15 protein-coding genes are annotated in these 12,552 nt (G+C 63.1%); 12 read left to right on the top strand and 3 right to left on the bottom strand.

Features of this window, described 5'->3' with window-relative positions; translation table 11 throughout:
* Positions 1–4 precede the first annotated feature (4 nt).
* Positions 5–565 (bottom strand): GNAT family N-acetyltransferase, encoded by a 561-nt coding sequence (locus tag ACQHIV_RS33240; protein ID WP_427887971.1) that lies wholly within the window; start codon positions 563–565, stop codon positions 5–7.
* A gap of 132 nt (positions 566–697) precedes the next feature.
* Between ACQHIV_RS33240 and ACQHIV_RS33235 the strand changes: the two genes are divergently transcribed.
* From ACQHIV_RS33235 to ACQHIV_RS33225, 3 genes are read left to right on the top strand one after another with little or no spacing between them, the layout of a single operon-like run.
* A complete protein-coding gene (locus tag ACQHIV_RS33235) occupies positions 698–1,054 on the top strand; it encodes a YciI family protein (protein WP_427887969.1) in 357 nt (118 codons plus the stop codon).
* Positions 1,055–1,096: 42 nt separating this feature from the next.
* Positions 1,097–1,612, top strand: a complete 516-nt coding sequence (locus ACQHIV_RS33230; protein ID WP_427887967.1) for an AAA family ATPase — start codon at positions 1,097–1,099, stop codon at positions 1,610–1,612.
* Complete coding sequence (locus tag ACQHIV_RS33225; protein WP_427887965.1) at positions 1,609–2,139, top strand: GNAT family N-acetyltransferase; 531 nt, start codon at positions 1,609–1,611, stop codon at positions 2,137–2,139. Before ACQHIV_RS33230 ends, ACQHIV_RS33225 begins: the two co-directional genes overlap by 4 nt.
* On the opposite strand, the gene ACQHIV_RS33220 is transcribed toward ACQHIV_RS33225, so the two are convergent.
* The gene (locus ACQHIV_RS33220) at positions 2,136–2,678 is read right to left on the bottom strand and encodes an AAA family ATPase (protein ID WP_427887963.1); all 543 of its coding nucleotides are present in this window, start codon (positions 2,676–2,678) and stop codon (positions 2,136–2,138) included. The two genes, ACQHIV_RS33225 and ACQHIV_RS33220, sit on opposite strands and share 4 nt — an antisense overlap.
* A 28-nt stretch (positions 2,679–2,706) precedes the next feature.
* Between ACQHIV_RS33220 and ACQHIV_RS33215 the strand changes: the two genes are divergently transcribed.
* A complete protein-coding gene (locus ACQHIV_RS33215) occupies positions 2,707–3,195 on the top strand; it encodes an NUDIX domain-containing protein (protein WP_427887961.1) in 489 nt (162 codons plus the stop codon).
* Here ACQHIV_RS33215 and ACQHIV_RS33210 read toward each other — a convergent pair.
* Complete coding sequence (locus tag ACQHIV_RS33210) at positions 3,159–3,710, bottom strand: hypothetical protein (RefSeq protein WP_427887960.1); 552 nt, start codon at positions 3,708–3,710, stop codon at positions 3,159–3,161. The genes ACQHIV_RS33215 and ACQHIV_RS33210 overlap by 37 nt on opposite strands.
* 73 nt (positions 3,711–3,783) lie before the next feature.
* Here ACQHIV_RS33210 and smpB point away from each other — a divergent pair, with 73 nt between their 5' ends.
* From smpB to ACQHIV_RS33170, 8 genes are all read left to right on the top strand, one after another.
* Positions 3,784–4,263 carry an SsrA-binding protein SmpB gene (gene smpB, locus ACQHIV_RS33205; protein WP_427887958.1) on the top strand — a complete coding sequence of 160 codons (480 nt, stop codon included), beginning with the start codon at positions 3,784–3,786 and terminating at the stop codon, positions 4,261–4,263.
* Positions 4,264–4,267: 4 nt separating this feature from the next.
* A complete protein-coding gene (locus ACQHIV_RS33200) occupies positions 4,268–4,789 on the top strand; it encodes a nucleotidyltransferase domain-containing protein (RefSeq protein ID WP_427887956.1) in 522 nt (173 codons plus the stop codon).
* 89 nt (positions 4,790–4,878) lie between these two features.
* On the top strand, positions 4,879–5,514 hold the full coding sequence (locus tag ACQHIV_RS33195; protein ID WP_427887954.1) for a hypothetical protein: 636 nt from the start codon (positions 4,879–4,881) through the stop codon (positions 5,512–5,514).
* 394 nt (positions 5,515–5,908) lie between these two features.
* On the top strand, positions 5,909–7,084 hold the full coding sequence (locus ACQHIV_RS33190) for a hypothetical protein (protein WP_427887952.1): 1,176 nt from the start codon (positions 5,909–5,911) through the stop codon (positions 7,082–7,084).
* 590 nt (positions 7,085–7,674) lie between these two features.
* The gene (locus tag ACQHIV_RS33185) at positions 7,675–9,441 is read left to right on the top strand and encodes an NACHT domain-containing protein (RefSeq protein WP_427887950.1); all 1,767 of its coding nucleotides are present in this window, start codon (positions 7,675–7,677) and stop codon (positions 9,439–9,441) included.
* Positions 9,442–9,475: 34 nt separating this feature from the next.
* Positions 9,476–11,350 carry a hypothetical protein gene (locus tag ACQHIV_RS33180; RefSeq protein WP_427887949.1) on the top strand — a complete coding sequence of 625 codons (1,875 nt, stop codon included), beginning with the start codon at positions 9,476–9,478 and terminating at the stop codon, positions 11,348–11,350.
* Positions 11,351–11,397: 47 nt separating this feature from the next.
* Positions 11,398–11,742: a phosphoribosylaminoimidazolesuccinocarboxamide synthase gene (locus ACQHIV_RS33175; RefSeq protein WP_427887947.1), complete on the top strand. Its 345-nt coding sequence runs from the start codon at positions 11,398–11,400 to the stop codon at positions 11,740–11,742.
* Between the two features lie 57 nt (positions 11,743–11,799).
* Complete coding sequence (locus tag ACQHIV_RS33170) at positions 11,800–12,513, top strand: tyrosine-type recombinase/integrase (protein ID WP_427887945.1); 714 nt, start codon at positions 11,800–11,802, stop codon at positions 12,511–12,513.
* The last annotated feature ends 39 nt before the right edge of the window (positions 12,514–12,552 follow it).

Here is a 12,552-nt window from a genome sequence, read left to right as displayed (position 1 = left end):
CCGGTCAGACGGTGCGGCGGACGACGATGTTGCGTTTGGCGGTGGTGCGAGCTTCGGCGTACGGGGTGAAACCCGCGGCGAGGAACGTGCTGAGGACGCCGCGGCCGGGGTCGCCGGGCATGGACTTGACCGGGTAGGCCTCGACGGTTCGCGCACCCGCCGTACGGGCGTGGTCGACGGCGGCCTCGACCATCGGTGTGGTGAGGCCCTGGCCGCGGTACCCGTTCTTCACGAACAGGCAGTTGATCGCCCAGATCGAGGGGTCGTCCGGGTCGTCGATCGGGAGCGCCCGGGAGTGCACGATCGCGTAGTACTCGGTCCGCGGCGCGACGGCGCACCAGGCCGCCGGGCGCCCCTCGACGTACCCGATCAGACCCACCGGATCACCCGCGCGGACGAATCCCTCCAGGGCAGCGCGGTTCTCCGCGTTCCCGTTCGCGGCGACGACCGCGGAGGGCAGCCGGCGGGCCATGCACCAGCAGCCGCGGGTGCCGCCGCTGGGGCCGAAGAGTTCGACCAGGTCGGCCCATCGTTCCTGGTCAGCTACACGAGTAACCAGCTCCATTCGCGCATTCAAGCACGCACCACCGACACAATGGATCGAGATTCTTCCGAGCGCCTGTCGGATCCGGGGTACGGCGTTCGTAGCAGGGGTGAGAGCGACCGGAGCGGGTCGCCGAGGACAAGGAGTGATGAGATGTCGCGGTACCTGATCTCGTTCGAGAACGGCGCGATGGACCACATCCCGGAGGAGGACTTCCCGGACGTGGGCAAGGCCGCGCACGCCGTCGTCCGCGAAGCGCAGGAGGCCGGAGTACTGCGGTTCACCGGCGGGTTCGACTACTCGGCCGGCGTGGGGCACGCCGTGGTCGGCACCGACGGGCTCGTGATGGACGGCCCGTACCCGGAGAGCAAGGAGCTGATCGGCGGCGTGATGATCGTCTCCGTCCCGACCCGCGAGGAGGCGCTCGTCTGGGCCGGGAAGATCGCCGCCGCCTGCCGCTGCCCGCAGGACGTGCGGATGTTCATGGACGACCCCGAGCTGGTCGACTGAATCGCGTTGCCGACGGCCGCGCGGACCGGGATCATCGCACGGGTGCAGACAGCGCTCGTACTCTCCGGCCCGCCCGGCGTCGGCAAGACCACGGTCGGCTGGCGGGTGTTCGACCGCTGCATCGACCTCGAACTCGCACCCGCCTTCGCGGACCTGGATCTGCTCGGTGCCGCCTGGCCGCCGCCGGCGGACGACCCGCACCAGGCGCGGCTGAAGGCGACCAACCTCGCGCTCATCTGGTCGAACTACCGCGCGGCCGGTCATCGCCGGCTCATCGTCGCCGGCGTCGTCGAGACCCCTGCCGAACGGGAGCTGCTCGAGACCTCCGTCGGCGGCCCGGTCGTGATCTGCCGCCTGGATGCGTCGGACGCCGAGCTCGCGGACCGCATCCGGCACCGCGGTCGCGAGACCGGCGACGGCGTCGATCACCTGGTAAGGCGTGCATCCGAGCTGTCCGCGCAGCTGACGGCCGACGACATCAGCGACTACGTGGTCAGTACGGCGGACCGTACGATCGACGCGGTTGCCGACCAGGTTCTGAAAAGGTGGGTGCCGTGAAGAGCGAGCTGCAGTCCGTCGCCTGGCCGCCCGACCCGATCAAGACCGAGCGCCTCGTACTGCGTGAACCCGAGCTCCGGGACCGTCCGGCGCTCGTCGAGCTACTCGCGTCGCCGGAGGTCGGCACATACATCGGCGGCGCCCGGCCGCGGGATCTACTCGAGGAGAAACTCCCCCAGGTACCGGACCGCCGTACCGGGTTGTTCGTGGTGGAGCTCGACGGCGCGATGATCGGCACCGTCACGCTCGACCAGCGCGACGCGGACGAAGTACGGCCCGAGCTGGCCGAGGTCGAGCTGGGCTATCTGTTCCTGCCGTCGTCGTGGGGCAAGGGGTACGCCAGCGAGGCCTGCACTGCGGCTCTTGAATGGTTCGCAGCGGCACGACCGGGCGCGCCGGTGGTGCTGACCACCCAGGTCGCGAACACCGCATCGATGCGCTTGGCAACGAAACTCGGCTTCACCGAGGTGGATCGCTACGAGGCCTGGGGCGCCGAACAATGGCTCGGGCTCTGGGATCCTCGTTAGTTCAGGTACTTCTCGACCTCGGGCAGTACGTCGGCCAGTGGGCGGTCCATGTTCAGCTGGAGGTAGTTGTCCGCGGGGCGGTGCACCTTCTCCATCCATTTGCGGAACTCGGTTTCGCCGTCGATCGGTTCGGTTCCGGCGTCCGCCGGCGGGTCGTTCAGGCTGGGCCGGTGCGTACGCAGCCGCGGCCGCTGCCGGAGCCGCTCGTCGAGCTGCTGCAGGTCGTCCACCTGACACTCGATGTACCGGTACACCGCGCCATGTTCCGCGGCGATCGCCGTACCCTCGTCGAGGATCCGTTGCCAGAAGCACGGACTGTCCATCACCACGTCGCGGCCCTGGGCAAGCAGGTGGCCTGCCATCGCGTACATCACCTCGTACGCCGCCTTCGTACTCGGCCCGAGGTCGAACCCCGCGTCCAGTACGGCCGACTTGATCACGTCGTAGTCCACGGCGACAGCGCCGTACTTCTCCACCACGTACGCCGCCACCGTCGACTTCCCGGCCCCTGGCACACCCGACATCTGAAGCAGGAACATCCGCATCCTCCTGTGCTTGGCTGGGACGGTGAGTGCCGATCATTTCACTGCGCAGCTCCCAACCAAGCGAATGGCCGCGGACTGCCTGTTCACGGACGGCGAGGACCGGCTGCTGATCCTCAAGCCGCCGTACAAGCCGACCTGGGACCTCCCCGGCGGGGCAGTCGAACAGGACGAGTCGCCGCGCGCTGCCGCTCGGCGTGAGGTGATGGAGGAGATCGGGCTCGTGGTGGAGCCGGGTGAACTGCTCGCGGTGGACTGGGTCGCTCGGGCCGGGGACTTCTCCGAGGTGGTCGCGTTGCTGTTCGACGGTGGTGTGCTGACGCCGGATGATGTCGAGCGGATCGTGCCGCAGCCGGAGGAGGTGGTCGCGTTTCGGTTCGTGTCGCTTGAGGAGGCGGCGGGGTTGCTCGATCCTGAGCAGTACGCGCGCGTCGCGGCGTGTCGACGTCCGGGAGGGGCTGTCTATCTGGAGGACGGTCAGGTGTCGTACTCGAGGCCGTCCCAGGGGGCGTAGTAGGCGATGAAGTCGCCTGGCTCGATGTGGATCGAGTACGAGCCTTCGTATTGGTCGAGGATCCAGCCGAACGTGGTGCCGTCGACCTTGGTGGTGAACGGTTCTACCCAGATGGGTTCGAGTTTGTACTTGCCCAGCTCGGCGAGGCGGGCCTTGATCAGGGCGGCGGCGCCGGCGGAGGTCGCCTGGGCGGGTGGTACGCCTGGGGTACGGCGTACCTTCTGGACCTTCACCTCGTCGAAGGTGCCGTCTGGCTTCCAGAGGTACAGGCCGACGTAGCCGTCGGCGCCCGCGAACAGCTCGTCGCTGAGGAAGAACCTCCGGCCGTCCTCCGCGGTACCGGCGTACGGCACGTGGTAGTCGTCCGGCACGATCCGAAACCGCTCCGGCGCCACCTCGGCCGTCGGCTCAGGCGTCGGCTCGGACGTCGGTGTGCGCGCCGACTCGGGCGGTGGTGTGACCGACGTACAGCCTGTGAGCGCGACGACCACCAACAGTGCAAGCGCGACCCGCACCTGCTCACCCCCTTCGAGGCACGAAGTGTTGCCTGGTCTGGGGGCGGTGTCCACTTCAGGGCAGAATCGGTGTGTGAAGAAACCCGACGCCAACCCAGTCATCGCCCGGAACCGGAAGGCTGCGCACGAGTACCAGCTGGGCGAGTCCTGGGAGGCGGGGATCGTACTGCAGGGCCGCGAGGTGAAGGCGCTCCGGGCCGGGCGGGCGTCGCTGGCCGGCGGGTTCGCGATGGTCGAGGAGCGGGAGATCTGGCTGCACGGCGTACACATCCCGCAGTACTCCCAGTCCCGCTGGTTCGAAGGCGGCTCGCGCCGCAAGCGGAAGCTGCTCCTGCACCGCGCCCAGATCGACAAGATCGAACGCAAGGTCAACGAGAGCGGCCTGACCATCGTCCCGATCACCCTGTACTTCAAGGACGGCCACGCCAAGGTCGAAATCGCCCTCGCCCGCGGCAAGAAGACCTGGGACAAACGCCAAACCCTTGCCGAACGCGAAGCCACCCGCGAAGCCCAACGAGCCCTCCACCGCCGCCTCAAAGGCCACTCGGACTGACGCCGTGCCGGACTACGTCATGCCGCCGGAGACGGCCCGCACCCTGATCGAGTCACTGCAAGCGCACGGAGTCGACGCCTGCGTCGGGGGTGGCTGGGCGGTCGACGCGCTCGTCGGTCGCCAGACCCGGACACATTCCGACCTCGACCTCTGGGTCGACGCAACCGACTTCGAAGCCCTCGTCGCCACGTTCGCCACCCAGGGCGTCGACCGCCTCCACCCCTGGCCCGGCGACCGCCCCTGGAACTTCGTCCTCCACGACGGCACCACCCGCCGCGTGGACCTCCACCTGTACGAACGCCTACCCGACGACCGCCTCCACTACGGCAGCGTCAACACACCGTTCCTGTTCACCCCCGAAGACCTCGCAGGCCACGGCGAGATCGCCGGCCTCTCAGTCCGCTGCGAACACCCGCACTTCGCCCTGCAGAACCACACCGGCTACCCCTTGCGCGAGGTCGACCACCATGACATCGCCGTCCTTCGCAAACACTTCCCCCTCCAGCCACCCGAGGGCATTCACTAGGTGGCCCTGATGCAAATCGTCGAACCGCAGACCGTTCGGTCCCACCGGCGACCGCAAGTCATTCGCGCTGTGGCGGCGAGGGTGGTTGGGTGCTGCTGACGTTGGCCGGTTCGAGTTGTTCGGGGAAGACGACGCTCGCTGATGCCCTGCGGACCAGGATGCAGGGCCTGGTTGTCCATGATCATGACGAGATCGGCGTACCGGAGAACGCGGACACTCGTTGGCGACACCGGACAACGGAACTGTGGATCGGCCGAGCGCTGGAGTACCAAAGCCGCGGTCTGGATCTGCTCCTCACCGGCCAGTCACCGCTCGGCGAGATCCTGGCTTCACCGTCCGCGCCCCTGCTCGACGGCATCGCGGTCTGTCTGGTGGACGTCGCGGACAACGAGAGGCGCCGGCGGCTCGGTGCACGCGACCGCGACCGGTGGTCGTCAGCAGTCCTCGATGCGTTCATCGCTTGGGGCGCCTGGCACCGCGGACATGCGCAAGATCCCCGCTATCGTCCGAACGTGATCACCGACGGCGGCTGGCCGGAGATGTGCTGGGATCGGTGGTCGGCCTGGACCAAGGACGACCCGCGGTGGCACACCCACCTGCTCGACACCACGGGGCGATCGATCGACCGATCGGTGGACCACCTGGCGCAATGGATCACCCAGCAACGCGGCGCCTCACGGTCCGGCCAACTCGCACTGTCCAACGGCCGATGGCTCACCGACTGAGGGGACGCCGAGCAAAGAAACCCCAGGTCATCACCAATGACCTGGGGTTTCTGCGTGGAGCCGCCTGTCGGAATCGAACCGACGACCTTCTCATTACGAATGCTGCTGACCCTCGTTCGCGTCTGTTCGTCATGGTCCGCATTGCCTTGTGCACAAGGCGATTGGTCCCACGCGAACGAACGTGAACGGCAGCGTACTGCAACTGGTACTGCAACTGCCTACGGTCGGTCCGGTGGCCGGCCGCCTTACGCCTCGCCACCGCCGCGACTGTGGCTGCGGTTGAGATGGGACCTTCGGGCTGAGTTGAAGCTGACCAAGCGGTGCAGATGTCAGGAACGTAACGCGTTGTAACTTTCTGTCGCTCGTACCGATATGAGTTGGAGGGAGGGGGTCTATGTCAACGATCTGGGAGACGCGGTTCACCACACACCCACTCTGGTCCTTGGTCGATCAGATGAAGGATCAGCTTTCCGATGTGCCCGGGGTGGGACAGCCTGACTTTGCGGATTCGCTATCTCGGGTGCGCTGGCTACTTGAGATCCTTAATGCACACAGAGCCGAGGATCCGCGCCGATACTCGGCGGCAATGCTGGAGGGCATGCGGTCATCACTCGCCAACAATGTGCAAGCCCCATTGTCTCAGTACGCAAGCAATCCTGAATCGTATTCCGCATATATGCGCACCGCGGCTGATGCGGTTGACGCTGTTTTGGATCAAACCTCGTCCTGGCCACCCGTTAGCCCGAGAGGTGCCGCCCAGGCTGCTGGGCGAGCCGCAGCGCAGTATGAGGAAAGCGCAAAGAATGCACTCACACAGCTTGAAAGACAACGCGATGAGCTGCGAGAATCGATCAATGTAATGCAGGCGCAACTCCAGGATTTCGAGACTGGGTTGGCCGATAAGCAACGCAGTTGGCAGGACGCAGCGAAGCTCGACCTAAACAAGAAGGTCGAGGAGTCCCGCGAGCTATACACGAACGCCATCGAGGGCGACGCCATGGCCGTCGATACAGCCATGAAGGCGGCGCTGGCAGGGACCGCCGAAGTCAAGAAGATGGTCGACGAAAGCCGCAACCTGGTGACCGCGTTGAGTCGAAAGGTGGTTGCAGACGACTACCAGAAGAATGCTCGAAACAAGGCGATCGCTGGCTGGACCTGGGATTGCGCAGGATTACTAGTCGGCGGCGTCCCTTTGGTTCTGCTCCTCATCCATTTCTTCAACCTGAATGAGGACCTCTCGTCAACCTCACTGACTCTAACGCGGCTCGGAATATCTGTTGCCGCCGTCGGATTAGCAACATTGTGCTTTCGGCGCGGATCGAGCAACCACAGGGAATCAGTGCGAGCAAAGCGAACCGACCTGAGGCTCCGAACAGTCCATGGATTCATAGCCAATCAGGATTCAGAGGTACAGGAAGCCATCCTTGAGGGAATGGCTGATCGCATATATCTACAGGGCATTCTTGATGACAGCGACACACAGCATGACGCCACGACGCTCAAGGCGCTCTTGGAGCGAGTGCAAGCACGGCGTCAACAGGCCTACCCGGTACCTGATGATGAGGAATGAGACCGTCCAACTCGCGACCTGACGCTTACGCGTCAAGGCGCGGGCAGACCTCCCGCATCGCCCTGATCGCTGCCGCCCTTAGGTGCGGTGCGGTGCGGTGCGGGTCAAGGTCGCGCTTGCGAGTGGAGCGAAGCGACTTGCCTTGACGCGCGCCGTGCCGTACCGGTCCCTTCCATGATTGCTACGGGGCGATGCGGGAATCCACCGGCAGACGGGAGCACGTGTTCGCGGTCGGCGGGCAGCCGGCCGTTTCGGGACCACCGCACAACGGGGTGTCGATCATTGATGGCGAGTTCTGCTGTCTTCGACCCGGCACCCTGTTGGCACGTGCGCGCCAAGCCAAGGGACGCGCCCAGAACGGAGCGCTAGCGGAGTGGCGGGCAGGTGGCCCGCCCTGTGGTGGCGGCGCGCTTTCGGGCCCTGGAGGGGCCCGTCTTGAAGACGTAGAGAAAGTTGTCAGATATGCGGGCCCCTGGAGGCTGTCCTCTGAACGCGGCGTATCACTGCTTGCCTCTGTACGGCTGTGCTCACAGCATGTAGTCTCCGTGCCGGGCTAGTCCAAAAGGGGGGACTAATAAAAGGGGGGACTAATGGGGTATGACTACGAGCGATTCACGCCCGACCGGTTCCAGGAGTTTTGCTCGGCGCTGATCGCCTCGCAGTATCCAGATGCACAGAGCTTGCCGGTTGGCCAGAAGGATGGGGGCCGCGACGGGACCGCAGGCAGCGCATCGAAGGGCGACTTGAAGATCTTCCAAGTCAAATTCAGGCGTCGCCTCCTCGCGCGAGAGAATCATCTAAAATGGCTCATTTCGAGCGTGAAGGACGAGCTTCCAAAGATTGAACGTCTCGTTACACGCGGCGCGACGTCTTACCTGCTTATAACAAACGTCCCCGGTACGGCGGCGTTAGATTCCGGTACCATCGACAAGATGCAAGCATACCTCGACCAGGTCTTGCCTATACCTGGCCGCGTATGGTGGCGGGACGATCTGGATGCACGCCTCGACAACTCTTATGACTTGAAATGGGCATACTCGGAGATCATCACGAGTCAGGATATGATTCGTATGATCTTCGAGGCTAGCGACAAAAGTGAGCGCGGTCGCCGGCGGGCAGCACTGGAAGGATATCTGCGCAAGCAATATGCCGACGACGAATTCGTCAAGTTCAAGCAAGCTGAGCTACAAAGTAGTGAGTTGCTCGAGCTCTTTATTGATGTTCCTGGCGAGCCGGTCGGTCCGGTGGATGCAACGACGGCGAAAACATGGAACTCTGTCATGCTTGCCAACGCGTCCAGCGATACTGTCCGCGGTGTCGAGTACGCTGGCGGGACAATATACTCCCATGCGCGTAACCAGATCGGCGCAGCGACGCTGCTTCTAGATCCACGTGGGCAACGCGCGTTCGATCGCATGGTAATTGAGGGCGCGCCAGGGCAGGGCAAGTCCACGTTGGCTCAATACCTCTGCCAGGTGCATCGCATGCGGCTCCTAGCCAGAGACGAGATTAACCAACTGCCCGGCGAACATCGGCTGTCACCAGTTCGAGCACCGTTTAAGGTCGATCTCCGCGACCTGGCGCGATGGCTGGCAAACGAGAATCCATTCCCGGGCGTCGAAGTCGACGCTAAAGTACGCTCACTTGAATCTTTTCTCGCGCAACAGGTCGTATTTAGTTCTGGCGGGCAGTCATTCACCGTCGACGACTTGACTAATATCTTCCAAGACGTACCGGCATTGATCGTCTTAGACGGACTCGATGAAGTCGCCTCGCTTGCCCAACGGGCACAAGTCATCGAGGCAATCGATACGGCTGCGACACGCATGCAAACCACAGGCAAGTCGATTCAATTCATTGTCACCTCACGACCGGCCGCTATCCCGAATGCGCCTCAGTTCGCCGTGAAGCGATGGAAGAAGCTAAGCCTCACTTCGATTGACGAACCTTTGATCTTCGACTACATGGGTAGGTGGGCAAAGGCTAGACGCGTCCCACCGCAGGATCGCGATGATATTCGCGCTACGCTGCAAGAAAAGTTGGCGAGCCCTCATATCAAGGATCTAGCCCGGAATCCGATGCAGCTGACCATTCTGTTGAGTCTGATCTACTCGCGGGGACGGTCATTGCCTGATCAGAGAACCCAACTGTATGACAACTACATCGACGTATTCTTCAATCGCGAAGCGGAGAAGGATGCGACAGTTCGGGACAATCGACAGCTACTGATCGACTTGCACGGGTACATCGCTTGGAACATCCACGCTTCTGCCGAAGCTCGCAGGACTGCTGGCCGGCTGGCCGGCTGGCGAGCTTCGCGACCTAATTTCCCAATACTTACGAAAGAGAGGCTATAAGCAGGAGGTTCTATCTGATCTGTTCTCAGGCGTTGTGCAGAGAGTAGTTGCACTGGTCAGTCGCGTTGAGGGCACTTTCGAATTCGAGGTTCAGCCACTGCGCGAATACTTCGCCGCTCGACACCTGTATAACAGTTCACCGTACTCACCTCCAGGAAACCCTCGACCCGGAACCAAGCCTGAGATCTTCGAAGCAATTTCGCCCAACTCGTACTGGCTCAACGTGACCAGATTCTATGCTGGCTGCTATTCGGTCGGCGAACTGCCTGGACTCGCTTCTCAATTGAAGGCATTGATTCTCGATTCCCGCGAGGGAATGACGTCATTCCCTAGGGTGCTCGCAACCTCACTGCTAGCCGATCGTGTGTTTCACCAGGAACCGCGGGTGACGACAGAGCTCGCTCTCTCTTCGGTCGATGAGTTGAGCGTTCGAGCCGTTGCGTCATCTCGGATGTTCGATGAGTCCGGACCTCGACTCAACCTTCCTCCAGACTGCGGTCAGGCAGAGGTTTCTGCCCGGCTGCGCGCGCTGCTTGAGACTGCACCAACAAGAGAGTTTGCCTTCGAGGTTGCCGTGTCGCTTCGCGATCCTGGTCGAGCCGACAACAGACATTGGTGGCTCGAGGTTGCGAAGTCCAAGACAGCGGACGAAATGCCCGCGTGGGTCGAGATCGGCCGACGATTGGACATCCTCGATTCGCTTACGCACGAGGAGGCCGCAAGTGTCGCCATCGTAGGCGGCAATGCGGTGAGTCGACTCATGGTTGCGGCTGGTTGCACTGTGCTGGCGGAATCGGCAATCGAAGAAGAGGAGGTCACCAGCAGCCTTCTCAGCGGTGAGATCCCGGTCGAGCGTGCGAGCGGCGCGCTATTCGCTCCCTTACGCAGTGTCTTGCACCCGTCGCAGCTAGAAATGTTTGTTCTCCACAGAGGCGCATCAACTCTAGGGAATGAAGCGACAGTATCTGACGATTACCGATCGACTGAGGTGCGGAAGCTAATTGCCGACCTGATTGCAACCTACAGCAAGAATGAAGTGTCGTGGACGCGATCTCTGACTCCATGGATTGAGATCTGTGACTCATTACGAAGATTTGCAGGAATGGATAGTTGGCTTGGTTACGTCGCTGCCAGCATAGCGGCGGGGATCCGCTCCCAGCATGAGCGCGGCCGCAGAGCTTCACGCCTGTTTGATGATCGGCACGGACTGGTCCAGCGGGCGCGCAATGCGCGGATGCGCCCGAACGCGACGCATTGGTGGACACAACAGCTAGAAGTCGGATCTACGTCACTGGATCGAAAGGCATGGCTCCTATATATCTTGACACTTGGCTCCCCCAAACTTCTGCTGGAGCTTGCCGATCTGATTAGCTTCGTCGTCGACGGCATGGAGCCTCGCGATATTAACAACGTCGCCCATGCACTGAAAGCGCGTGAACTGAGGATGCGATCGACAACTGGATCTGGTGCACCGAGATACGACCTGTTCGAGCGGCGATTTGGGACCGTGCCGCTGGGGTTGGTCGCGATGCGATTCGGCGGCGGGTTTGCTCAGGCCTTCGCTGGCCGAGTGGAATCGCGATCGATCGCTGCGTTGCCGTCGATGGTGGATGCGGTCGCCGATTGGGCGATAGATTCAGCGTTAGGTAGCCAGATAACGGCACACATGTTAAGTCGGTTCAGGTCTCTGGCCCTCCTGGGGAACGGCGAGTCGAATCGATGGTGGCTTAGTGATCGCAAGATTCCAGATTCCTGGACGCGTGAGTTGTCAGATATGGTGCTAGCAGATCCAGCGAAATACCCCGGTCGGCTGGTTTCGATGTCCGATGCGAGGTTGTCGCTGGCGCTGTTGAAGGAGCGCCAACCTGTGGCCATCGTTGCGCGTCGAGCATCATGGTCAGCAGATTGATGCGACTCGTGATCGGGCGCCAGGGCCCGGTGTGCTAGAAGAGTGACGTGGAGCTGCTGCATCGGGGCAAGGTTCGGGATGTGTACAGCGATCGCCCTGGGGAGGTGATCCTGGTTGCGACTGATCGTGTGTCGGTCTATGACGTGGTGCTGCCGACGCCGATCCCTGAGAAGGGAAAGTTGCTGACGAGTCTGTCGCTGTGGTGGTTCGACCAGCTCGCGGACGTCATGCCGAACCATGTCATCTCGGCCACCGATGTGCCGGCCGAATTCGAGGGCCGTGCGGTTCGGTGTCAACAGGTCGAAGTGGGGCGGAGCGTCGCCAAGCTCATCGACGCACCCAGTGCCGGGGACGGTGAAATCAAATCGCTGACGCAGGACGAGGCCCGGTAGATTCTGGCCGCAGCGGCCAAACGCCGGAACGGCACCCGGTGGGCTGTCGGTCTCGCCATGGGACTCCGACAGGGCGAGGGGATCGGTCTTCGTTGGGAGTACGTCAGCCTCGATGCGGGACAGGTTCGCCTGTGGTCGCAGTTGAAGCGCGACAAGTGGCAACACGGCTCCGCTGACCCCGTCGCCTGCTGTGAGGGAAAGCACCGGCGGCCCTGCCCCAAGGACTGTCCGAAGGCTGCACGGACCTCAGGTCGTCGCCACCGGTGCGTCGGCAAAGATGCTGAGCGGCTGTGCCCGGACGGATGCAAGCGCCACGCCAGCACGTGCCCGGAGCGGCGCGGCGGCGGTCTGGTGTTCCGGCCACCGAAGGGCAAGAGCAGGCGGACTGTTCCGCTACCTCCCGAGCTAGTGCCCCTGCTCCGGTTGCACCGGGTCGCGCAGAACGCTGAGCGGCTCGCGGCTGGTTCCGAGTGGGAGGATCATGACCTCGTGTTCTGTCGGCCGGACGGACGACCGATCGACCCGCGCAAAGACTGGGACGACTGGAAAGCTCTGCTCGCTGTGGCCGGCGTCCGGGACGCTCGGGTCCACGACGGACGACACACTGCCGCCACGATCCTCATTGAGCTCGGCGTACACGTCCGGATCGTGCAGGAGATCCTCGGTCACTCGGACATCCGCCTGACGCAGCGGTACACACACGTTGCGTCACCTATGGCGGCTGACGCAACTCAGCAGATGGGCCGCGCTCTGTGGGGCGGTACGCCGTGAGAATGACCGAACTGCAACTCGAACTGCAACCGGCCGGAC

Source organism: Kribbella polygonati (assembly GCF_050320105.1).
Taxonomy (GTDB): Bacteria; Actinomycetota; Actinomycetes; order Propionibacteriales; family Kribbellaceae; genus Kribbella.
Note: the sequence above shows the minus strand (reverse complement) of the source record. Positions and strands in the feature narration are given on the sequence as shown.

Excerpts from the sequence above, each read along its gene's own strand:
- ACQHIV_RS33240 (WP_427887971.1), bottom strand. The coding sequence starts at position 565 with ATGGAGCTGGTTACTCGTGTAGCTGACCAGGAACGATGGGCCGACCTG.
- ACQHIV_RS33235 (WP_427887969.1), top strand. The coding sequence starts at position 698 with ATGTCGCGGTACCTGATCTCGTTCGAGAACGGCGCGATGGACCACATC.
- ACQHIV_RS33220 (WP_427887963.1), bottom strand. The coding sequence starts at position 2,678 with ATGTTCCTGCTTCAGATGTCGGGTGTGCCAGGGGCCGGGAAGTCGACG.
- ACQHIV_RS33190 (WP_427887952.1), top strand. The coding sequence starts at position 5,909 with ATGTCAACGATCTGGGAGACGCGGTTCACCACACACCCACTCTGGTCC.
- ACQHIV_RS33185 (WP_427887950.1), top strand. The coding sequence starts at position 7,675 with ATGGGGTATGACTACGAGCGATTCACGCCCGACCGGTTCCAGGAGTTT.
- ACQHIV_RS33170 (WP_427887945.1), top strand. The coding sequence starts at position 11,800 with ATGGGACTCCGACAGGGCGAGGGGATCGGTCTTCGTTGGGAGTACGTC.